Here is a 20179-nt window from a genome sequence, read left to right as displayed (position 1 = left end):
AGCGCCCGGGACGGAGCCGCCGAGCGTCGCGGTCGGGTTCAGGCGCGGGCCGCAGGGCCGTTCGCATTGACCTCATGCCGGCACCGGCACGCTGGTCGGGCGACCCGCGAAGTCGGTCCAGCAACGCGCCTTGAAGTCGTAGAGCTTGCAGCGGCGGGCCGTGTCGGCATACCAGCGCCAGGAAAATGGCTGGACCACGATGCGGCCCGGGAGCTTGGCCTCCAGCCGCTTTTGCGCTTGCTTGAGCCGGTACAGCGGCACGCTCATGTCCACGTGGTGGGCGGTGTGCTCCATGATGTGGTGCAAGACGCCGCCCATCGCCGAGCGGAAGGTCAGGTGCACCGTGGTGGAGACGAAGGGGGCCGCGGCGGCCCAACTCGCCTTGTGCTCGTACCAGGCCACGCCGAGGTGGGTGTGGTGCACGTACACCACGAAGCCGATCATGCCGTTCCAGAAGACGAAAGGCAGCACGAAGCCGACGCTCACGAGCCACCAGGGCGATTGGCCGGTGGCCCGTGCGGCGACGACCAGGCCGCCGATCCACACCGCGGCGACGCTGCTCACCAGCAGACAGTCCCACAGGAACACCGCGCGGCGGGTGGGCATGTGACGCTTGTTCGGGAACATCATGCGGGCCCACCAGATCTCGACCATGTAGTAGAGCCACGGCGCCCAACCGCTGCGGTAGATGCGCTCCCGCAGTTGCCGCCAGCCCGACAGGGCCTGGAATTCCTCCAGCGAGCGCGGCTCCCAGACGAAATCGACCCCCTTCAGGTTGGTGTAGCCGTGGTGCACGACGTTGTGCCCGACCTCCCAGAGGCTGTAAGGCGTGAGCGACGGCAGGAACACGATGCGACCCACCCAGCGGTTCAGGCTGCGGTGGCGCGTCAGGCTCTGGTGGCAGGCGTCATGCCCCAGGATGAACAGGCGGCCGATGATGAAACCCGTGACCGCACCCATCAGCAGCTGCAGCGGCGCGCTGTCGATCACGATCGTTGCCGCCAGGGCCACCGCGAACAGCGCGATGTCGAACAGCACCAGGGCGAGCGCGTAGGGCGTGCTGCGCTCGGAGATGTCCGCCAGCCACGAGCGGATCAGTTTGCGGTGGGGAATGGGAACCAGCGCGGTGGCCGGCGTGGTGACGCCGACGGCAATGGGAGCGGGGAGGGTCGTCATGGGGCACGGGTCGAAATGCTGGAGGCTAGGGCCAACGACATCCGGCGACCTTGATGACGATCAAGATGACTCAAGGTCCTTGCGGATGGACTCGCGTTGCCGGCACGGGCACCACGGTGGTGGGCCATGGGTTGTCGGTTGTCGGCAGCGACCATCGGAGAAGTCGTCGCTCGAATTCGCCGAAGCCGCTGCGTGGCATGCCTGATGCTTGTCCCCGCAGCCGATTTCCTGCAAATCCGAAGTCCCACGTTCAAGGAGGTCACCATGCACATGTCTCGTTCCCTCGCGAGCCTCATGCTTGCGGGCCTTGTGGCCGGCTCGGCGGTCGCTGCGCCGGCGAGCCTTCCCGCCTACGGCGCAGACCCACAACAGACGTCGGTGTCCGGACTGTCCTCCGGCGCATTCATGGCCGTGCAGTTGCAAGTGGCCTATTCGCGGTCGTTCATCGGTGCTGGTGTCGTTGCCGGCGGTCCCTACTACTGCGCGGCAAACAACGTGTTCCTTGCGGGCATCTGCATGGGGCAGGTGCCCTTTTTTCCGCCCAATCCCGTGCTGATGGCCAACGCCGCGAAAGGTTTCTCGCGCGCGCGCTGGATCGACCCGCTCAGCAACCTGAGCAAGCGCCGCATCTATGTCTTCAGCGGGACCGACGACACCATCGTGCGCCAGCCGGCGGTCGATGCCACGGTGTCGTTCTTCCAGCAGATGGGGGTCAAGGGAGACAAGCTGAAATATGTCAACCAGGTGCCGGCGGGACATGCGGTGATCACGCCGGGCTATGGCAACGACTGCGCTGCCAACGCCGCCCCCTACATCAACCATTGCAATGTCGGCAGCGAGGGCTATGACCAGGCCGGGGCGCTGTTGCAGCACATCTATGGCGCACTCAATCCCCGCGTCGACACACCCACCGGGCAGATCGTCAGCTTCGATCAGCGCGCCTATGCCGCCGTCGCCACCGGCATGGCCGACACGGCCTACCTGTACGTGCCGCGCAGCTGCACCGCATCCGATGCGCACTGCAAGGTCCATGTGGCGATCCACGGCTGCGTGCAGTCGTCCGAGTCGGTCGGGGATCAGTTCTATGCCGACACGGGCTACAACAACTGGGCCGACAGCAACCACATCCTCGTGCTCTATCCGCAGGTCAACAAGTCGGCGATCCCGTCCAACCCGCAGGGCTGCTGGGACTGGTGGGGCTACACCGGCGGGAACTACGCCAACAAGTCGAGCCTGCAAATGAGGGCGATCGTGGCAATGGTGAACAGGCTCGCGCAGCACCGGTGAGCGCCTTCGTCCTCGGTTTCACGCCCCCCACTGGCTCACCACCACCCGCAGCCCCAGCCCGATGCTGAACAGCGCCACCGTCGCGCTGAGCGCGCGGTGGTAGCGGCTCAGGTGCGTGGCCGTCAACCGCATCGGCAGCGACACGGTCCACGACAGCGCGGCCATGCCCAGCACCGAGCCCAGGCCGAACAGCACCACGTAGAGCAGGCCGACCCAGGGGTTGCGCACCTGCTGCAGCGTCAGCAGCACCAGCGCGGCCGAGCCGGCGAGGCCGTGCACCATGCCGACCAGCAGCGCGCGCAGCGGCAGCGGGTGGTGTTCGTGGCGGTGCTGCCGGCGGTCGTGCGGCGCGGTCTCGCCGCGGTGCGAGTGGGCGTGAAAGTGCGTGGTGGTGTCGGTGGTGGCTGCAGCGGCCGCCTGCGCTTCGGCGGGCGCGTCGGCGCGAGGATGCGAGTGCGCATGGAAGTGCACCCGCTCGCGCCACAGGCGGCGCAGCAGGTCCAGGCCGAGCAGCACCAGCATCACGCCGACCGCGCCCTCGAGCCCGTGCACCCAGCGCTCCGACAGCACCACGCCGATCACCATCACCAGGCCGCCGAACAGCAGCAAGGTCAGCGAGTGGCCCAGGCCCCAGAACACGCCCTGGCGGATGACGCGGCGCGTGTCCTTCTCGCGCGTGACCAGCGTGGCCACGGCCGCCAGGTGGTCGGCCTCCAGCGCGTGCTGCATGCCGAACAGCAGCCCGAACAGCAGCACGGTGCCGGTGATCACGCTGCCACTCCGATCGTTGCGAGTTCATCGCGCAGCCAGCCGTACCAGGCGTCCAGCCCCTCGCCGCTGTAGGCCGACACCGGGAAGATCTTCAGCCGCGGGTTGATGCGCAGCGCGTTGTCGACCATGCGCCGCAGGTCCACGCGCAAGTGGGGCAGCAGGTCGGTCTTGCTGAGCAGCAGCACGTCGGCGGCCTTGAACATGTGGGGGTACTTGAGGGGCTTGTCCTCGCCCTCGGTGACCGAGAAGATCACCACGCGCGCCTGTTCTCCGAGGTCGAACAGCGCCGGGCAGACCAGGTTGCCCACATTCTCGATCATCAACACCGAGCCCGGCAGCGGTTGCAGCAGCTGCAGCGCACGCTGCAGCATGTCCGCCTCCAGGTGGCAGCCGGTGCCGGTGTTCACCTGCACCGCCGCTGCACCGGTGGCGCGGATGCGCTCGGCGTCGTTCTCGGTGGCCTGGTCGCCCTCGACGACGGCGATGCCCACCTGCCCCTGCAGGTCACGGATGCAGCGCTCCAGCAGCGTGGTCTTGCCGGCACCCGGACTGCTCATCAGGTTGAGCGCCAACACCCCGCGTCCGGCCAGCCAGCCCCGGTTGCGCTCGGCCAGCGCCTGGTTCTTGCCGAGCACCGCGGCCTCGAGTGCGATGGTCTGGGTGTCGCGGCCCGGCACCCGCAGGGGGGTGTGGTCATGCGTGCGGTCGTGTCCATGACCGTGCGCGTGGTCGTCGTGCTCGTGCTCGTGCCCATGCCCATGCTGGTGTGTGTGCTCGTCTTCGTGTGCGTGATGCGCGTGCCCGACATCGTGATCTCGCCCGTGCGTGGGCTCATGCGAGTGCGTCGTGCCGTCCGCGTGGGTGTGCACCGGCCCGTGTTCGCGCGCAGGCTCCGTCGGTGCGCCGGGCATCGATACGGTGGCGGGGCCGTCGCCGCTGCAGCCGCAGGTCACACACATGATTCCACCTCCATCTCGCGGATCTTCAGTTCCTCGCCGGCGACGATGCGCAGGCTCGGTGCATGGCAGGCCGGGCAGCGCCCGAGCGGCATCGTCAGCGCGTGTTCGCTGCCGCAGGCGCCGCAACGCCCCCGGCCTTCGGGCTCGATGATCTCCAGCACGGCGCCTTGCAGCGGCGTGCCCTCGCTGCACAGGTCGAAGCAGAAGCGGATCGCCTCGGCCATCAGCCCCGACAGCCGGCCGACCTCCAGCGTGACGCGCAGCACCTTCTGGCCCTGTGCCCGCTCGCTGACGATCGCGACCACGCTGCGGGTGATGCCGAGTTCGTGCATGGCCGGTCGTCGCGTTGCGTGAGGCGCGCTTCAGCAGATGCGCGGCAGCTGCTCGCCGACCAGCATGTCGACGACGCGCCGGCCGCCGAACAGCGTGTCCAGCAGCACGCTGCCGGCCGGCTCGGCGACGATCTCGCCGATCACCGCCGCGCCGGCGCCGGCCGGGTGCGCCTGCATCGCCGTCAGCACCGCGTCGGCGTGCGAGCGCGGCAGCACGGCCACCAGCTTGCCCTCGTTGGCCATGTAGAGCACGTCCAGGCCCAGGATCTCGCAGGCGCCGCGCACCTCGGGGCGCACCGGCAGCGCGTGCTCGTTCACGCGCACGCCGACGCGCGAGCTGACGGCGAACTCGTTCAGCACCGTCGCCACGCCGCCGCGCGTGGCGTCCCGCAGGCAATGAATGTCCGCGCAGACCGCCAGCATGGCCTGCACCAGGCCGTGCAGCGGCTGGCAGTCGCTGGCGATGTCGGCGTGCAGGTCGAGCTCGTTGCGCGCCAGCAGGATCGCCACCGCGTGGTCGCCGAGCGGGCCGTTGACGATCACCACGTCACCCGGGCGCGCCCGCGTCGCCGAGATGTCGACGCCCGCCGGCACCACACCCAGCCCGGCGGTGTTGATGAACAGCCGGTCGGCCGCGCCGCGCTGCACGACCTTGGTGTCGCCGGTGACCACCGCGACGCCGGCCGCGCGCGCCTGCGCTGCCATCGACGCGAGCACGCGCTCCAGCTCGCTGGTCGCCAGGCCTTCCTCGATGACCAGGCCGCAGGACAGGTAGAGCGGCAGCGCGCCCGACACCGCGAGGTCGTTGACGGTGCCGCAGACCGCCAGCGTGCCGATGTCGCCGCCGGCGAAGAACAGCGGCGAGACCACGTAGCTGTCGGTCGTGAAGGCGAGCCGGTCGCCGTGCGCCAGCAGGCCGTGCAGGCCGATGCGCGCCTGGTCTTCCAGGCCGCAGAGCAGCGGGTTGTCGAAGGCCGGCACGATCAGGCGCTCGATCAGCTCGCGCATCGCGCGGCCGCCGCTGCCGTGGGCCAGCGTGATCGAGGCGTCGCGGATCTTGCCCATGGCCGGCTCAGCTCGCCACGGCCGCCGCCGCGTCGGCGGCCACCCGCTTCGGCATCGCGATGCGCGCGTACTGGTAGTGCGCCGCGCAGGCGCCTTCGCTCGACACCATCAGCGCGCCCAGCGGCGTCTCGGGCCGGCACAGCGTGCCGAACACCTTGCACTGCGGCGGCTTGATCACGCCCTTGAGCACCTCGCCGCACTGGCAGCTCTTGGGGTCGGCGATCTTCAGGTTCGGCACCGAGAAGCGGCGTTCGGCGTCGTAGGCCGCGTAGGCCTCGCGCATGCGGATGCCGGAATGGTCGATCGAGCCGAGCCCGCGCCACTCGAAGAACTCGCGCAGCTCGAACACCCGGGCGATGGCCTGCAGCGCCGGCGTGTTGCCGGGCTCGGGCACCACGCGCCGGTACTGGTTCTCGACCTCGCTGCGGCCTTCGGCCAGCTGCAGGACCACCATCCACAGCGACTGCAGGATGTCCAGCGGCTCGAAGCCGGCGATGACCAGGGGCTTGCCGTAGCGCCGCGCGATGAACTCGTAGGGCGTGCTGCCGATCACCATGCTCACGTGGCCCGGGCCGAGGAAGCCGTCGATCTGCAGGTCGGGCGAATCGAGGATGGCCTTGACGGTCGGGATGATGGTGATGTGGTTGCAGAACAGCGAGAAGTTGCGCACCCCCATCGCCTCGGCCTGCAGCACGGTGAGCGCGGTGCTCGGCATCGTGGTCTCGAAGCCGAGCGCGAAGAACACCACCTCGCGCTCGGGATGGGCCTGCGCGAGCTTCAGCGCGTCGAGCGGCGAGTAGACGGTGCGTACGTCGGCGCCGTCGGCCTTGGCCTGCAGCAGGCTCTTCTTCGAGCCCGGCACGCGCATCGCGTCGCCGAAGGTGGTCATGATGACCTGCGGGTGCTCGGCGATCGCCACGCAGTCGTCCACGCGGCCCATCGGCAGCACGCACACCGGGCATCCCGGGCCGTGCACGAACTCGATGCTCGCCGGCAGCAGGTCCTTGAGGCCGTAGCGGAAGATCGTGTGGGTGTGGCCGCCGCACACCTCCATCACCTGCAGCGGGCGCGCGGCATGGGCCGCCAGACCGTCGGCCAGGCGCGCGATCTCGGCCACCAGCGAGCGCGCCAGCGCCGGGTCGCGGAACTCGTCGGCGAATTTCATGGCGCCTCCCTTCCCGGTCCGCGATCGTCGGCCAGCAGCGTGTGCGTCAGGTCCCAGAGGATGTGGTACAGCGTGACATGGGTCTCCTGCACGCGGTGGATGCTGTCGGTCGGCACCACGAGGCAGCAGTCGACGTGCGGGCTGGTCGCCATGCGTCCGCCGTCGCCGCCGGCCAGGCCGAGCGTCATGGCCGAGCGCTGCTTGGCCGCCGCGAAGGCCGCGAGCAGGTTCTCGGAGTTGCCGCTGGTCGAGATGCCGACCAGGCAGTCGTGCCGGTCGACATAGGCCGCCACCTGCCGCGTGTACACGTGCTGGAAGCCGAGGTCGTTGCCCACCGCGGTGATCATGGCCATGTCCTGGCTCAGGTTGACGGCCGGCAGCGCCGGGCGGCCGGCCGTGATCGGGTGCTGGAACTCCACCGCGAGGTGGGCCGCATCGCAGCTCGAGCCGCCGTTGCCCATGGTGTAGATGCGTCCGCCGCCGCGGTAGCAGGCCGCGAGCAGCTGCGCGGCAGCGACGATGCGCGGCCCGTGGTCGGCAAAGAAGCGCTGCTTGACCTGCACGCTGTCGGCCGCCTTCTGGCGCACCGATTCGAGCAGCGCCTCGGTCATCGCCGCCGGGTCGGCCGGCGTGCCGCCCAGGTGCGGGTAGAGACCGGCGAGTTCGTGGTCGTTGCTCATGGCGGTCTCAACCGACGGCGAGGGCGCGCTGCGGGCCAGCGCTCAGGCTGGCATCCGCGGTGCGCATCGCCTGCAGCTCGGCCTGCGCCTCGCCCAGCTGCTGCAGCACTTCCAGCGTGAGCCGGGCCTCGGTCTCGTCGATGCGGCTCATCGCGAAGCCCACGTGCACCAGCACCCAGTCGCCCACACAGGCGGGCACCGGGTGCTGCTCGTTCACGACGCAGGCGATGTTGATCTCGCGGCGCACGCCGAGCACCTCCACCATCGCGAGCTTGTTCGGCGCACTGGTGATCGCGACGATCTGGCCGGGAATGCCTAGGCACATGGGGGTGTCTCCTGGTGGGGCAGCGCGCGTGCCGCGGCGACCACGGCCTGGCCCAGCGCCAGCCCGCCGTCGTTGCACGGCAGCTGCCGGTGCGTGAGCACGGTGTAGCCCTGCGCGCGCAGCCGGGTGGCGACGCCTTCGAGCAGGGCCTTGTTCTGGAACACGCCGCCGCTCAGCGCCACGTGGCGCTGCGGCTCCTCACTGCGGCCGGCATGCGCGAGCTGGTCGACCATCTTCACGATCGCCAGCGCCAGCCCCTTGTGGAAGCGCGCCGCCATCACCGGCACCGGCGTCTTCAGGATCAGGTCGCCGAGCAGCGCGCTCCACATCGCCAGCGGCTCGATGTAGGGCAGGCCGCTGTCCTTCAGCCGGGGGATCGTGAACGGGTAACCGAGCGCTTCGTCCTCGTGCGCCAGCACCTCCGCATCGACCAGCGCCTCCATCTCGATCGCGCCCTGGCCTTCGTAGGCGGCGCGCTCGCGGCACAGGCCCATGGCCGCGGCGGCGGCATCGAACAGGCGGCCGCAGGAGCTGGCGAGCGGTGAGTTGAGGCGCTTCTTCAGCATCGCGTCGAGCAGCTCGCGCGGCTTGGCGGTGAGGAAGGCATGAAGCTCGAGTTCGGCGTAGTTCATCGTGAACGCGGCCCAACCCATCTCGGCCATCAGGTGCGCATAGGTGTTGCGCCAGGGCTCGCGCATCGCCTGCTCGCCGCCGAGCAGCGCGACCGGCTTGAAGGTGCCCAGACGCTCGAACGTGCGGTAGCCGGCCAGGCCGAATTCGCCGCCCCAGAAGCTGCCGTCCTCGCCGTAGCCCAGCCCGTCGAGGGCCACGCCCAGCACCGGGCCGGCCTCGAGCGGCCAGCCGTTGTCGGCCAGGCAGGCGGCGAGGTGGGCGTGGTGGTGGCCGACCTCCACCAGCGTGCCGCCGTCACGGGCGGTCTCTTCGCGGGCGAGCTTGGACGACAGGTAGTCCGGATGCCGGTCGCAGGCGCGCAGTAGCGGTTCGAAGCCGAAGAAGGATTGCAGGTCGCGCAGCGCACGGCGGTAGTCGGCCTGCGTGGCCGCGTCCTCCAGATCGCCGATGTGCTGCGACAGCAGCGCGTGGCCGCCATCGGCCCCCGACGTGCCGCCCCGCAGCAGGCAGAAGGTGTTCTTCAGCTCGCCGCCATAGGCCAGCACCGGCGGCGCGGCCTCGAAACCGGGCGGCAGCGCGATCGGCGCCGGCACCAGGCCGCGGGCGCGGCGCAGCACGCGTGGGGCGCCGTCGGCGACGCGCATCACCGAGTCGTCGACGCGGCGCGCGATCGGGCGGTCGTGGTCGAGCACGAAGTCGATCTGCCCGCCGAAGCGCTGCGTCAGCTCGGCCAGCGTGGTGGCCTGCGGCTCGTCGCTCAGGTTGCCGCTGGTCAGCACGATGGGGCGCGTCATGCGCCTGAGCATCAGGTGGTGCAGGCCGGTGCTCGGCAGCATGAAGCCCAGCGTGCCCAGCCCCGGCGCCACCGCGTCGGCGATCGCCGGTTGCGGCAGCGGCGGCGGCGGGTGGCGGCGCACGAGCAGCACCACCGGCGCGGCCGGCGATTGCAGCAATTGCGCCTCGGCGTCGTCGACGCAGCACCAGGCGCGCACCGCCTCGAGCGACGCGGCCATCAGCGCGAACGGCTTGCGCTCGCGGCGCTTGATCTCGCGCAGGCGCCGCACCGCGTCAGGCTGCGTGGCGTCGCAGGCCAGCTGGTAGCCGCCCAGGCCCTTGATCGCCAGCACCTGGCCCTTCGCGAGCAGGGTGCCGGCGGCGTCGCAGTCGTCGAGGAAGGTGTAGCGGTCGAGCGCGAAGGCGCGGCCGTCCAGGCGCTTGAGCACGACCTTCGGCCCGCAGGCGTGGCAGGCGATCGGCTGCGCGTGGAAGCGCCGGTCGGCAGGCGCTTCGTACTCGGCGCGGCAGGCGGCGCACATCGTGTAGCCGGCCATCGTGGTCTGCGCGCGGTCGTAGGGCACGCCGGTGACGAAGGACAGGCGCGGGCCGCAGTGCGTGCAATTGGTCAGCGGGTAGCGAAAGCGCCGCGCGAACGGGTCGACGATTTCCGCGAGGCATTCGGCGCACATCGCTGCGTCGGCCGCGACGGCGGTGGTTGGCGCGCCGCCGCGGCTGGCGGCAATGACGAAACCCGTGGGCAAGCTTGCCGGCAGCGCCAGCGGCTCGCGCTCGATCGCGGCGACGCGCGCCAGCGGCGGTGCCTCGCTGCGCAGGCGCTGCACCAGTTCGTCGATGCGCGACGCCGTGGCGACGGCGACGATCAGCACGCCGTCGGCGTCGTTGGCGACCGAGCCGGCCACGCCCAGCTCGCTCGCAAGGCGCCACACCGTCGGCCGCAAGCCGACGCCTTGCACCGTGCCGCGCACGCGCAGGCGTTCGCATGCGAGGGCCGGCGCGTCGGTGTGGACGGTGAGCGGAGGGTTCATGCGGAGCGCACCGTGTCGTGGAGCCGCCAGAGCAGCACGCGGTTGTTGCCGGAGTCGGCGACCAGCAGCTGCTCGCCGTGCACCGCCACGCTGTAGGGCCAGCAGACGCTGTCGCGCGTGGCGGGCTGCCAGCGGTTGTCGCCCTTGCTCTGCCAGTCGGGCTGGGCCGCGAGGGCGCGGGCGGGCACGCCGTCGCGGGTCAGGTCGGGCAGGTGCCAGGCCAGCAGGCGCGAGTTGGCCGTGTCGGCAACGACCAGCCACTCGCCGGCCACGGCCGCGCCATAGGGCATGTTGAGGCAGGCGGCATCGGGGTAGTAGCTGGCGCGGTTGTGCTCGGCGGCCCCCGCATCCGCCTGGCCGACGAACAGGTCGCAGGGCGCGTGCTGCCGGGTCGGCGGGCGCCGCCACAGCATCAGCCGGTTGTTGCCGGCGTCGGCGACGCACAGGCCACCGGCGGGGAAGCTGATCGCATGCGGCCAGCGCATGCCGGCCGGACCGGGCGCGTGTCCGGCGTTCTCGTCGCGGTGCGCGAAGTCGGGCTGCCCGAGCACGAGCGCCGCGGCGTCGCCGTGGCGCTGCGGCAGCCCGTCCCAGCGCAGCACGCGCCGGTTGCCGGTGTCGGCGACCCAGAGCCGTGCTCCGTCCCAGGCCACGCAGTAGGGCCAGAACAGCGTGTCGGCGCGCGGTGCGGCCAGCCCGCGGTTCGATTCCGCGGCATCAAAGCCGGCCTGGCCCAGCACCACGTCGGGCGGCGACTGCGAATGGCGGGGCCGCTCATGCCAGATCAGCACGCGGTGGTTCCAGGCGTCGGCGACGGCCAGACCGCGGCTGTCGGTGCCGCAGGCGCACAGCCCGGTCGGCACGTTCATGCTCAGCGGGCTCACCGCGCCGCGGGCATTGCGGCCTTCGCGGTCGAAGGCGGGCTGGCCGAGCAGCCAGTCGGCCGGCGTGGCATCGCCCTCAGGCTGCTGGCGCCAGCCGAGCACGCGGTGGTGGCCGGTGTCGGACACCCACAGCGAGCCATCGGCCAGCGCGCACACGCCACGCGGGCCGAACATCGTGGTGGCCGACGGCACCACCGGCTGGGCGAGGCCGAGCGGCTCGCCGCTGGCGCCGAGGATGACCTGCGCGCCGCGCTCGTCGAGCAGCGGGCGGCTGGGTTGCACCGGCCCCGCCGGTCGCTTGGCGACCGGGGCGAGCGAGACGTGGCTGACGACGGCATCCATCGCGGCCTCAGCGCCTCAGCCGCACGTGCACGCGCTCGCCGACCACCTTGACGGCGTGCACCGCGAGTTGCACCTCGGGCACCGTCAGGCACTCGCCGGTGTCGAGCCGGTAGACGAAGCCGTGGTAGGGGCAGCACAGGCTGCCGCCTTCGACTGCGCCGCCGTCGAGCGGCATGCCCATGTGGGCGCAGGCGTTGTCGTAGCAGGCGACGCTGTCGCCGTGCCGGTAGAGCAGCAGTTCGCGGCCTTCGGCCGTGCGCGTGGCGATCTGGTCGTCGTGCAGGTCTGCGAGCCGGCACAGGTCCAGCCAGCCGGCGTCGTGCTGGCGCGCGAAGGGGCTGACGAAGTGCACCACCTGCTCGCCGTTCGGGCCTGCGCCGTGCTCGGCAGCGCCGCGGCTGACGCGCGTGACCGTGGTGATCTCGGGGCACAGCGCGCGGATCGATTTCTCGACGCCCTCGCTCAGCGTCTCGCCCGAGGAGGGGCAGGACTGGCAGGAGCCCACCAGCCGCACTTCCACCGTGTCGGGCGGCTTGATCGCGACCAGCTCGACGTCGCCGCCATGCGTCTTGAGGAAGGGGCGCACGTCGTCCAGCGCCTTCGCGACGCGGTGCTCGAGCGGCTCCTTCACCACGCCGTGGAAGCGCAGCACCTGGTAGACCAGCGGGTCGCGCACCGCCCGGCGCAGCACCGGCGCGGCGGCCGGCTCGTCCTTCAGCGCGCGGATCAGGCGCTTGAAGGCCTCGGCGTTGAGCTCCTCGATGCCCGTCTTGATCGCGCCGAGCACGCGCTGCTGCGCTTCGTCCCAGCCCTGCGTCAGCGCCTCGAGCTGTGCCAGGTCATCGGCGCGCCGCGCCAGTTCGGCGGCGGATTGCGCGTGGAGGGCGTCGAGGGACTGGCTATCGGCCATGACGAGCCTGCGAGGGATGGCAAGCCGCGCTCACGCGTACTTGAGGTCCTTGAACAGCAGCGGTTGCAGCGCGCCGCCGACCAGCGAAGCGACGACCACACCGACCAGCGGCGACACCCACCAGCCCAGCACCAGCAGCAGCGCCAGGCAGACCGCGAAGCCCTTGAGCCATTGCACCAGCACCGCGCGGCCGTCACGGAACAGCTTGCCGGCCACGAACAGCCGCACCGAGTTGAGGAACATGTCGAGCACGGCGTTCTCCTCAGCGAACGAAGTACAGCAGCAGCAGGCCGACCATGATGGCCGGCAGCACGGCGGTCGGTCCGAAGAACGCGCCCATCATCGCGGCCAGCTCCTTGCCCAGCGCGTCGGCGCCGATCCTGAGGCCGCTCGCGGCGCCGCCGATCAGTGCCAGCAGCAGTGCCAGCAGCGTCAGTCCGATCAAGCTCATCGCAGTCATGTGCTCTCCTTCGTTCGCGGGGGAGGGGGTGGGTCGGTTGGTGATCAGTTGGCAAGCTGGCGACGCTGCGCCAGCTCGGCCTCGATCTCCGCGGTGGCCTGCGACATCAGCTGCGCCTTGTGCGCGTCGCCGTGGCGGGTGAACAGCTGGTGCGCCTCGCGCACCAGCGCGAGCGCATCGGCCAGTGGGTCGCGCAGGTCGGCTTGCGACACGTCGCGCGCCGCATCGGGCACCAGGCAGCGCAGCACATTGGCCTTGTTCGAGATCGTGTTCGCGTACTCCAGCGGCGTGTCGCGCGGATTGCGCACGCGCAGCGCCTCGTCGTAGGCGGCGAGGGCACGCAGGTGGTTCTCGACCACGTGGCTGCTCGACGCGACCTGCAGCGCGTTGCCGAGGTTGTTGTTGACCATCGCGTACTCGCTCGGGTGGTCGATCAGGTTGATGACCTTCAGCACCTCCTCGAACGACTGCACCGCGAGAGCCTCGCGCAGCCGGCTGCGCTCGTCGGTGGCCGGGATCGACAGGTAGGCGATCGCGAGGTTGTTGTGCAGGATCGCGAACTCCTGCGGATAGGCCTCGCGGGTGAACACGCGCAGCGCGCGCAGGTAGGTGTTGATCGCGTCCTGGATGCGCGCGCGGCCCGAGGCGGCCAGGGCTTGCTGCACCAGGCCCTGGTTGAGCTCGACCTCGGCTGCTTCTTCCGGCGTGCCTTGGGTCTCGAGGGCCGGCAGGGCGGCTTGCAGGCTGGCCAGCGCGCGCTCCAGGTTGTCGACGCCGCGGCCGTCGCCGCAGTCCGGCAGGGCCTGCAGCGCGGTGCCCAGGCGGGCGCCGATGCGGGCCCGGAGCAGGACGGCCGCGACAGGGGCCAGCTCGAGCGCTCGCTGGTACAAGTGGATGGCGTCAGTGATCTGTTGCGCCGACTCCGGTCGGCGCTGCAGGCCCATCGCGATCTCCATCAGCATCTCGGCCCGCTCCTGCGGCGACGCGGCGGCGTCTTCGGCCGCGCCGAGGGCGGCTTGAAGCTGCGACTGCGAGAGGGTCTGCATCGAGCGCCTCCAGGGGCGACACGGGGTCGATGCGAACGAATCTAGACCGGTCTGCGGCGATGGTCAATAAGGTATGCGAGCGCAAAGAAAGTTTGCGCTGCGTGGACGGCGGGGCACGATCGCAGCACGGTTCATCCGGCCGCCGACAGGCCTTCGATCCACAGCGCACCGTCCTCGCTGGCCCAGCGCACGGCGTACTCGCGGTCGGTGCCGAGCTCGCCGTGCCCGCAACGGGCCAGGAACTCCGGGGCCAGCAGCACGCGGTCGCCGTGCAGGTTGCGCTGCTTCAGCAGCAGGCCGCCGGCGACCGGGCCGGACAGCGGCAGCAGCAGCACCCGGCCGTCGCGCTCGAGCAGCGCGGCCGAGGTGGCCGCGCCCAGGTAGCACTCGTAGGTCTCGAGCGGCACGACGAGGCGGCCGTTGCCGACCCGCACGGTGTGGCTCATGGCTGGGGAGGGGCCCGGGCGCTCGCCGGTCCGGCGCGGATGGCCTGCGCGATGATCCCGCTCACGATTCCGATCGCCGCCTGCACCGGCGCGCCGACCTCGGTGCCGAGGGCCAGCGAGCCGGCCTCGATCAGGTAGACGGTCAGGTCGCTCGGGAAAGCGTCGCCGAAGATGCGCCGCCCGGCATGCACGGCGTGGTCCCAGCGGAAGTCGTGCAGGCTGTAGCCGGGCTGGTGCGCACCGGAGATCTCCGAGCCCGGCAGGCGGAAGATCGCGCCGGGGGTCGAGTCCGCGCGGCAGGCGTCGACGATGATCAGTTGGCGCGCGCCGCGGGCCTGGAACATGACCTCCATGCCGCCGGTGCCGGCATCGAACAGCCGCACGTCCGCCGGCAACCGATCGCCGAACTCCTGTCGCAGGCGCTGGACGACGAGCACCCCGGCCGCGTCGTCGCTGCGGTTGAGGTTGCCGCAACCGATGACGACCCGCATGTCAGCACCTCCTCGGGACGTGGTGAGCGAAGTGAGTGCGGGGCTTCATTTCAGATCCGCCAGAGGATGCAGGACCAGGTCGGCTCGACCGGCAGCCTCAGTTCGGGCAGCGCGCAAAAGCGCCTGTGGGCTTCGAAATACATGCAGCTCGAGCAGCCCTGCACGAGCTCGTCGTCCCCTGCGGGGTCGGGCCAGGGCTGCAGCGTGAATCCGGCACTGGCGAGCTTGCCCTCGAGGTCGTCGGGCGGCAACGCGGCCAGCCGTGCGGTCACGGCGTTGACCTGGGCGCTGTCGTAGGCGCGCTCGCTGCAGCGTGTCTCCAGGCCCTGCGCGAGCAGGTGCTCGACGCGGGCGCGCAGCGCGGATTCGCTGTCGCCCACGTGTGCCCTCCGGTAGCGTGAACAGGCCCTAGATGCGCCAGAGGCGGCACCACCAATCGGGCTCCACCGGGACCGCCAGCTCCGGGAGGTCGCACCACTTGCGATGCACCAGGTAGTACATGCATTCCTGGCAGCGCATCTGATCGGGCCCGTACGGTTTGTCGACAAAGCCGCTCAGCACCAGCTTGCCCTGCAGATCGTCCGAAGGCAGTTCTCGCAATTCGGCGAGCAGATGGCCGAACTCCCTGTCGGTCTCCGGGAACGGCTCGGTCTGCGTCGTCAGGCCCGTGGCCATCAGCGCACCGATCTTCTCGCGCAGCGCGTCGTCGTCGCTCTTGGACATCGTTGTTCTCCCCTGCTCGTCCGGCTACCCGGCTCCTCGGCGCCAGGCTGCGACGGGCAGGCCATCAGCCGATGCGAAAGCGCGCCAGTTCATCTCCCGTCTTGGCGTCGTGCGCATGAACGGTGCACACCAGACACGAATCGAACGAACGCGCCACATGCCCCACTTCCACCGGATCGCTGGCATCGGCGATCGGCGCACCGATCAGCGCTTCCTCGATCGGCCCGCGCGTCTGGGCGCCGTCGCGAGGTCCGACGTTCCAGGTGGTCGGCGCGATGATCTGATAGTTCTTGATCTTGCCATCCTTCACGTCGATCCAGTGGCACAAGGCGCCGCGGATGGCCTCGGTGGCACCCCAGCCGCGGCCGTCGCGCTCCTTCGGCTTGATGTACCAGGGGTCGTTCAGCCTGAATTCGCGCAGGCAGCGCTCGGCCTGGCGATAGAGTTTGATGGTCTCATGCATGCGCGCGATCTGGCGCAGGTGCAGGCTCGCGCCGCCCATCTTCTTGAACATGTCGAGGATCAGCGGGTCGTGGTGCTGCCAGCCTTCGCCGTGTGTGCCGCCAGCGATCAGCTGCCGCGCGAACGGCCCGGCCTCGAGGCGGCCGAAGTCGGTGTGCGAGACCGCCGAGGCCCACGAGTACTTGGCGTCGAAGTCGCGGTCGTTCTTCTGGATCGGCCTCGTGGTGCGGTCGAAGGGGTGCTGATCGGCCGTGCCTTCGTCGTACCAGGCGTGGCTCAGATTCTCGCGGGTGAACTTCTGGTCCATCACCACGTGGGTGTCGGCCACCGAGTCGTAGACGCCGCTCTTCATGATGACCGCGGCATTGCGCGAGTCGATCGTCGGCTTCTGATACTTGTCTTCATGCGGCAGGTAGCCCCAGCTGATGTACTTGCCGACACCGCCGCCGTATTTGTCGAGCCCCACGTCCAGACCCATGCGCCAGTAGAAGCCGAGGTCGGAGTTGGCGTGGGCGGGCGACTCGTCGAGCCAGTTCAGGAAGTCCTCGTGCGACTTGATCTGCTCGTAGCGCTCCAGCGTGCAGCCCAGCCAGCACGGCTCCAGCCAGTTGACCTTGAAGTACTCGAGGATCGCCCAGGCGCGGGTGACGTCGGTCAGCGTCGGCGCGCACATCACGCCGCCGGGCACCATGTAGCTCGAGTGCGGCCACTGGCCGCCGAGCAGGGCGTAGATCTCCACCGGCTTGCCCGAGATCGTGACGCCGAGCTCGTAGGAGCTGCCGGTGAACGGGGCGAAGCGCTTGCAGGCCTCCTCGTAGTACTTGCTGCCGCGGTACTTCTTGTTCGTCATGTCGATCGCGTACAGGCCGTAGAAGTAGCGCGGCTGGCTCTGCAGGCTCTCGACGATCTGGCCGAGGTTGCGTGCCAGGATGGCGTTGCGCGGCACCTCGGTCTGCCACGCGGTGTCCAGCGCCCACGCAGCGCAGGTCAGGTGCGAGGCGCCGCAGATGCCGCAGGCACGCGGCGTGACCACCAGGCCGGCCTGCGGGTCCTTGTCGCGCAGGATGACCTCGAAGCCGCGGAACAGCTCGGCCTGGGTCCAGGCGTTGGTGACCTGACCATCCTGGATCTCGACGCGGATGTCGAGATCGCCTTCGACGCGGCCGACCGGCGAGATGTCGAGTGTTTGGACTGCTGACATGGTGCGTGCTCCTCGGTTTCAGACGACGAAGATGTCTTGCTCGGCCCACGGCGGTGCGGCGTTCTTGGCCGCCGCGGTGAGCGAGATGTAGCCCTTCTTGTCGATGCCCAGCGGCAGGTCCTTCGGCACGCCCATCACGGTCTGCGTCTTGAAGACCGTGCCCGGGGCGAGGTCGAAGAACGGGAACTCGGGCTCGGTGCAACCCATGCACGGCATGCCGGCGCGTGTCTTGGAGGACACGCGGTTCCACAGGATGCGGTTGCAGGGCGAATGCGTCATCGGTCCGCGGCAACCGAGGTCGTAGAACAGGCAGCCCTTGCGCTGCCCGAACTCGGTGGCCGACACCTTGTAGGCGAAGTGCATGTTGCGGGTGCAGCCGGTCTGCGTGAAGCTCTGGAAGAAGGTCTTCGGGCGCTGGAACTCGTCGAGGCCGATGTCGCCGGCGCGGCCGGTGGCGATGGCCACGACGATCTGCGTGATCCAGTCCGGGTGCGCGGGGCAGCCCGGGATGTTGATCACCGGCAGGCCCGACTTGGCGACCCAGCTCTTGCCGAGAAAGCCGCCGTGGTTGCGCTTGAGAAACTGCAGGCCCTGCGAGTCGCTCGGGTTCGGCGCGGTGGCCGGGATGCCGCCCCAGGTGGCGCAGTCGCCGATGGCGACGACGAACTTCGCCGCGTTGGCCAGTTCCTGCACCCAGTGCTTCATGGCTTTGCCGGCGAAGCGGTTCCATTCGCCGGTGCCGTTCGGCGCATTGACCACCGTGCCCTCGAACACGAACACGTCGAGCGGGATCGCACCCGACACGCAGTCGCGCAGCAGCTTCTGCAGGTTGTCGCCGAGTTCCATGCCGAGCGACGGGTGCCACAGGATGTTGATGCCGAAGTCGGTCACCAGGTCGCAGGCACTCGGTTCCTCGGCGTTGAGGAAGGACATCGTGTTGCCGGAACACGCGCCGCCCTGGAGCCACAGTAGGTTGGCCATCAGCTGTCTCCTCGTTCTTGCCACGACGATGTCGAGGCAGGTTGCTGCGCCGCAAGCGAAGCTCGCCGCGTCGCGTGAGGGCATCGGACGCATGGCACGTGCCACTTTTCAGGGAGTGCGGGTTTGTCCCCGAGTTGCCGGGCGTAGCGCCGGTGGTCTCGCAGGCCCCGGCTGCGGGCCGCCTGCCAACTTGGTTTGCGGCTGCAGCGAAACAGAAACTTGGTTTGCAGCGGACCGGTGGGACGCCGGCCCTGCGAGACGAAGCGCTTGCTGCGCTGCGTCAGGGTTTCAGCCGTGGCGGTTGCCGCAGCGCGGACATTGCGCTTCGAGCGTGTAGCCGTACCAGATGCCGCGGCAGCGGCTGCACCAGTGGCCGTTGAGCTGGTCTTCTTCAAGACCGAGCTGCTGCGCCAGCGGCGTGATGCCCAGCTCGACATAGCCGCCCTGCGTCTGGGGCGGTGCGACCCTCGACTGCGGGAAGCGCAGGATGCCGGCAGACGGCTCGGTCTTCTTGCCGTCGTCGCTCATGTGAGCCCCTGCTCGGTCGAGCGCTGGATGCTGTAGCGCTTGAGCTTGTTCGCCAGCCCGACACGCGACAGCCCGAGTTCTTCGGACGCTCGGGTGTGATTCCAGTGGTGGCGCTCCAGCGCCGCACGCACGAGCGCCACCTCGAGCTGCTCGACGTGTTCTTTCAGCGTCTGGCCATCGAGCGTCACCGGCGAGGCGCCGTGGTGGTCGGCGCGAGGCCGGGTGCGGGCGATCTCCGGCGACAGGTGCTGCACGGTGATGAACTCGCCGTCCTCGAGCGTGGCCACGGTGCGGCGGATTTCGTTCTCCAGTTCGCGCACGTTGCCGGGGAAAGCGTAGGCGCGCAGCTTTTGCTGGGCCAGGCTGGCCATGCCCGGCGTCTTGCGGCCGAAGACCTCGCAGTACTTGCTGATCAGGAAATCGGTCAGCACCGGGATGTCGTCGGGGCGTTCGCGCAGCGGCGGTATCGAGATCTCGAAGCCCTTGAGCCGGTAGTAGAGGTCGCGACGGAATTTGCCTTCCTCGACCAGCTGGCGCACCGGCCGGTTGCTGGCGGCGATGATGCGCACATTGGTCTGCTTGACGCGGTCGCTGCCGATCGGCTTGACCTCGCCGTCCTGCAGGAAGCGCAGCAGCGCGACCTGCACGGCCGGTGAGATGTCGGAGATCTCGTCGAGGAACACCGTGCCCCTGTCGGTGGCGACGAACAGGCCGAGACGGTCGCTGATGGCGCCCGAGAAGGCGCCGCGGGTGTGGCCGAACAGCTCCGACAGCAGCAGGTCCTCGGCGATCGCGCCGCAGTTCTGCGCCATGAAGAGCTGCTGCTGGCGCGGGCTGAACAGGTGGATGGCCTTGGCGAGCAGTTCCTTGCCGGTGCCGGTCTCGCCTTCCAGCAGCACCGGCAGATCGGTGCTGGCCGCCTTGCGCGCGGTGTTGCAGACCGCCGCCATCTTGTCGCTGGCGAACACCAGCTTGTCGAAGCGGTAGGTCTGCTGCAGCGCATGCGTCATGGTGTCGTTCTCGCGCCGGATCACGGCGTCGGCGAACTTCAGTTCACGGCTGAGATAGCGGTGGATGCGCGCCAGCTCGCGGCTCTCCAGGGCGCGCTTGAGGATCAGTGCGAGCTGCTCGGGCTCGAACGGCGTGGTGACCACCTGGTACACCGCTGCCTCGTTGATCGCCTTGACCATGTCCTCGCGGCGTGCGCTCTGCAGCGCGAGCACGCGCACGGCATGCGGGTGATCGATGCGCATCTGCTGGAGCAGGTCGACGCCGCGGGCATCGTCGAGCTGCTGTTCGCAGACCACGACATCGGGCAGGCGCTTGAGCATCAGCCGGGCGACGTCGGCGGCACGCGGCGCATGCAGCACGGCGTACTGGCGCGCCAGGTCACGCTGCAGCGCGCGGTCCCCCAGGACCTCGGTGCCGACGAGGAAGACACAGAACTCCGGTCCGGCCGACATGCCAAGTTGCTTTGCGTGGTGACAAG

At 69.9% G+C, this 20179-nt stretch carries 23 protein-coding genes; 1 reads left to right on the top strand and 22 read right to left on the bottom strand.

Annotated features, from left to right (window positions below; translation table 11 throughout):
- Positions 1–72: 72 nt before the first annotated feature.
- Positions 73–1176: a fatty acid desaturase gene (locus ACQY9S_RS14090; protein ID WP_428420370.1), complete on the bottom strand. Its 1104-nt coding sequence runs from the start codon at positions 1174–1176 to the stop codon at positions 73–75.
- Positions 1177–1440: 264 nt separating this feature from the next.
- Here ACQY9S_RS14090 and ACQY9S_RS14085 point away from each other — a divergent pair, with 264 nt between their 5' ends.
- Positions 1441–2463, top strand: a complete 1023-nt coding sequence (locus tag ACQY9S_RS14085) for an extracellular catalytic domain type 2 short-chain-length polyhydroxyalkanoate depolymerase (protein ID WP_428425758.1) — start codon at positions 1441–1443, stop codon at positions 2461–2463.
- Between the two features lie 18 nt (positions 2464–2481).
- Here the strand turns inward: ACQY9S_RS14085 and ACQY9S_RS14080 are convergent, their stop codons facing one another.
- The 21 genes from ACQY9S_RS14080 to ACQY9S_RS13980 all read right to left on the bottom strand — a co-directional run bounded on the left by ACQY9S_RS14080 (position 2482) and on the right by ACQY9S_RS13980 (position 20153).
- Positions 2482–3234, bottom strand: a complete 753-nt coding sequence (locus tag ACQY9S_RS14080; protein WP_428420369.1) for an urease accessory protein — start codon at positions 3232–3234, stop codon at positions 2482–2484.
- On the bottom strand, positions 3231–4193 hold the full coding sequence (hypB, locus tag ACQY9S_RS14075; protein WP_428420367.1) for a hydrogenase nickel incorporation protein HypB: 963 nt from the start codon (positions 4191–4193) through the stop codon (positions 3231–3233). Before hypB ends, ACQY9S_RS14080 begins: the two co-directional genes overlap by 4 nt.
- A complete protein-coding gene (locus ACQY9S_RS14070; protein WP_428420366.1) occupies positions 4184–4525 on the bottom strand; it encodes a hydrogenase maturation nickel metallochaperone HypA in 342 nt (113 codons plus the stop codon). The genes hypB and ACQY9S_RS14070 overlap by 10 nt, the downstream gene beginning before the upstream one ends.
- A 30-nt stretch (positions 4526–4555) precedes the next feature.
- Positions 4556–5590 (bottom strand): hydrogenase expression/formation protein HypE, encoded by a 1035-nt coding sequence (gene hypE, locus ACQY9S_RS14065; protein WP_428420364.1) that lies wholly within the window; start codon positions 5588–5590, stop codon positions 4556–4558.
- A 7-nt stretch (positions 5591–5597) separates the two neighbouring features.
- On the bottom strand, positions 5598–6755 hold the full coding sequence (hypD, locus tag ACQY9S_RS14060) for a hydrogenase formation protein HypD (protein ID WP_428420362.1): 1158 nt from the start codon (positions 6753–6755) through the stop codon (positions 5598–5600).
- On the bottom strand, positions 6752–7435 hold the full coding sequence (locus tag ACQY9S_RS14055; RefSeq protein WP_428420361.1) for a D-sedoheptulose-7-phosphate isomerase: 684 nt from the start codon (positions 7433–7435) through the stop codon (positions 6752–6754). Before ACQY9S_RS14055 ends, hypD begins: the two co-directional genes overlap by 4 nt.
- A gap of 7 nt (positions 7436–7442) precedes the next feature.
- Positions 7443–7760 (bottom strand): HypC/HybG/HupF family hydrogenase formation chaperone, encoded by a 318-nt coding sequence (locus ACQY9S_RS14050; protein WP_428420360.1) that lies wholly within the window; start codon positions 7758–7760, stop codon positions 7443–7445.
- Positions 7751–10216, bottom strand: coding sequence for a carbamoyltransferase HypF (gene hypF / locus ACQY9S_RS14045; protein WP_428420358.1), 2466 nt, complete (start codon positions 10214–10216; stop codon positions 7751–7753). The genes ACQY9S_RS14050 and hypF overlap by 10 nt, the downstream gene beginning before the upstream one ends.
- Positions 10213–11442, bottom strand: a complete 1230-nt coding sequence (locus ACQY9S_RS14040; RefSeq protein ID WP_428420357.1) for a hypothetical protein — start codon at positions 11440–11442, stop codon at positions 10213–10215. Before ACQY9S_RS14040 ends, hypF begins: the two co-directional genes overlap by 4 nt.
- A gap of 7 nt (positions 11443–11449) precedes the next feature.
- The gene (locus tag ACQY9S_RS14035; protein ID WP_428420355.1) at positions 11450–12352 is read right to left on the bottom strand and encodes a NifU family protein; all 903 of its coding nucleotides are present in this window, start codon (positions 12350–12352) and stop codon (positions 11450–11452) included.
- A 30-nt stretch (positions 12353–12382) separates the two neighbouring features.
- Complete coding sequence (locus ACQY9S_RS14030) at positions 12383–12604, bottom strand: hypothetical protein (protein ID WP_428420353.1); 222 nt, start codon at positions 12602–12604, stop codon at positions 12383–12385.
- 10 nt (positions 12605–12614) lie between these two features.
- A complete protein-coding gene (locus ACQY9S_RS14025; RefSeq protein ID WP_428420352.1) occupies positions 12615–12812 on the bottom strand; it encodes a hypothetical protein in 198 nt (65 codons plus the stop codon).
- A 44-nt stretch (positions 12813–12856) separates the two neighbouring features.
- Positions 12857–13858, bottom strand: coding sequence for a hypothetical protein (locus tag ACQY9S_RS14020; RefSeq protein WP_428420350.1), 1002 nt, complete (start codon positions 13856–13858; stop codon positions 12857–12859).
- 131 nt (positions 13859–13989) lie between these two features.
- Complete coding sequence (locus tag ACQY9S_RS14015; RefSeq protein WP_428420349.1) at positions 13990–14304, bottom strand: hypothetical protein; 315 nt, start codon at positions 14302–14304, stop codon at positions 13990–13992.
- Entirely contained in the window at positions 14301–14795 is a 495-nt protein-coding gene (locus tag ACQY9S_RS14010) for a hydrogenase maturation protease (protein WP_428420348.1), read from the bottom strand. Before ACQY9S_RS14010 ends, ACQY9S_RS14015 begins: the two co-directional genes overlap by 4 nt.
- A gap of 50 nt (positions 14796–14845) precedes the next feature.
- Positions 14846–15175: a hypothetical protein gene (locus tag ACQY9S_RS14005; protein WP_428420347.1), complete on the bottom strand. Its 330-nt coding sequence runs from the start codon at positions 15173–15175 to the stop codon at positions 14846–14848.
- A gap of 28 nt (positions 15176–15203) precedes the next feature.
- The gene (locus ACQY9S_RS14000) at positions 15204–15518 is read right to left on the bottom strand and encodes a hypothetical protein (RefSeq protein ID WP_428420345.1); all 315 of its coding nucleotides are present in this window, start codon (positions 15516–15518) and stop codon (positions 15204–15206) included.
- Between the two features lie 64 nt (positions 15519–15582).
- Entirely contained in the window at positions 15583–17181 is a 1599-nt protein-coding gene (locus tag ACQY9S_RS13995; protein WP_428420344.1) for a nickel-dependent hydrogenase large subunit, read from the bottom strand.
- 18 nt (positions 17182–17199) lie between these two features.
- Complete coding sequence (locus tag ACQY9S_RS13990) at positions 17200–18162, bottom strand: NADH:ubiquinone oxidoreductase (RefSeq protein WP_428420343.1); 963 nt, start codon at positions 18160–18162, stop codon at positions 17200–17202.
- A gap of 288 nt (positions 18163–18450) precedes the next feature.
- On the bottom strand, positions 18451–18690 hold the full coding sequence (locus ACQY9S_RS13985) for a hypothetical protein (protein ID WP_428420341.1): 240 nt from the start codon (positions 18688–18690) through the stop codon (positions 18451–18453).
- Positions 18687–20153, bottom strand: coding sequence for a sigma-54 dependent transcriptional regulator (locus ACQY9S_RS13980; RefSeq protein WP_428420340.1), 1467 nt, complete (start codon positions 20151–20153; stop codon positions 18687–18689). Before ACQY9S_RS13980 ends, ACQY9S_RS13985 begins: the two co-directional genes overlap by 4 nt.
- Between the last annotated feature and the right edge of the window lie 26 nt (positions 20154–20179).

It is taken from the genome of Methylibium sp. (assembly GCF_965279545.1).
GTDB lineage: Bacteria > Pseudomonadota > Gammaproteobacteria > Burkholderiales > Burkholderiaceae_C > Methylibium.
This window is presented reverse-complemented; position numbering and strand designations above follow the sequence as displayed.

Excerpts from the sequence above, each read along its gene's own strand:
- ACQY9S_RS14010 (WP_428420348.1), bottom strand. The coding sequence starts at position 14,795 with ATGCGGGTCGTCATCGGTTGCGGCAACCTCAACCGCAGCGACGACGCG.
- hypF (WP_428420358.1), bottom strand. The coding sequence starts at position 10,216 with ATGAACCCTCCGCTCACCGTCCACACCGACGCGCCGGCCCTCGCATGC.
- ACQY9S_RS14015 (WP_428420349.1), bottom strand. The coding sequence starts at position 14,304 with ATGAGCCACACCGTGCGGGTCGGCAACGGCCGCCTCGTCGTGCCGCTC.
- ACQY9S_RS14050 (WP_428420360.1), bottom strand. The coding sequence starts at position 7,760 with ATGTGCCTAGGCATTCCCGGCCAGATCGTCGCGATCACCAGTGCGCCG.
- ACQY9S_RS14085 (WP_428425758.1), top strand. The coding sequence starts at position 1,441 with ATGCACATGTCTCGTTCCCTCGCGAGCCTCATGCTTGCGGGCCTTGTG.
- ACQY9S_RS14035 (WP_428420355.1), bottom strand. The coding sequence starts at position 12,352 with ATGGCCGATAGCCAGTCCCTCGACGCCCTCCACGCGCAATCCGCCGCC.
- ACQY9S_RS14090 (WP_428420370.1), bottom strand. The coding sequence starts at position 1,176 with ATGACGACCCTCCCCGCTCCCATTGCCGTCGGCGTCACCACGCCGGCC.
- hypD (WP_428420362.1), bottom strand. The coding sequence starts at position 6,755 with ATGAAATTCGCCGACGAGTTCCGCGACCCGGCGCTGGCGCGCTCGCTG.
- ACQY9S_RS14055 (WP_428420361.1), bottom strand. The coding sequence starts at position 7,435 with ATGAGCAACGACCACGAACTCGCCGGTCTCTACCCGCACCTGGGCGGC.
- hypE (WP_428420364.1), bottom strand. The coding sequence starts at position 5,590 with ATGGGCAAGATCCGCGACGCCTCGATCACGCTGGCCCACGGCAGCGGC.
- ACQY9S_RS13990 (WP_428420343.1), bottom strand. The coding sequence starts at position 18,162 with ATGGCCAACCTACTGTGGCTCCAGGGCGGCGCGTGTTCCGGCAACACG.
- ACQY9S_RS14040 (WP_428420357.1), bottom strand. The coding sequence starts at position 11,442 with ATGGATGCCGTCGTCAGCCACGTCTCGCTCGCCCCGGTCGCCAAGCGA.
- ACQY9S_RS14025 (WP_428420352.1), bottom strand. The coding sequence starts at position 12,812 with ATGACTGCGATGAGCTTGATCGGACTGACGCTGCTGGCACTGCTGCTG.
- ACQY9S_RS13985 (WP_428420341.1), bottom strand. The coding sequence starts at position 18,690 with ATGAGCGACGACGGCAAGAAGACCGAGCCGTCTGCCGGCATCCTGCGC.
- ACQY9S_RS13995 (WP_428420344.1), bottom strand. The coding sequence starts at position 17,181 with ATGTCAGCAGTCCAAACACTCGACATCTCGCCGGTCGGCCGCGTCGAA.
- ACQY9S_RS13980 (WP_428420340.1), bottom strand. The coding sequence starts at position 20,153 with ATGTCGGCCGGACCGGAGTTCTGTGTCTTCCTCGTCGGCACCGAGGTC.
- ACQY9S_RS14000 (WP_428420345.1), bottom strand. The coding sequence starts at position 15,518 with ATGTCCAAGAGCGACGACGACGCGCTGCGCGAGAAGATCGGTGCGCTG.
- hypB (WP_428420367.1), bottom strand. The coding sequence starts at position 4,193 with ATGTGTGTGACCTGCGGCTGCAGCGGCGACGGCCCCGCCACCGTATCG.
- ACQY9S_RS14070 (WP_428420366.1), bottom strand. The coding sequence starts at position 4,525 with ATGCACGAACTCGGCATCACCCGCAGCGTGGTCGCGATCGTCAGCGAG.
- ACQY9S_RS14020 (WP_428420350.1), bottom strand. The coding sequence starts at position 13,858 with ATGCAGACCCTCTCGCAGTCGCAGCTTCAAGCCGCCCTCGGCGCGGCC.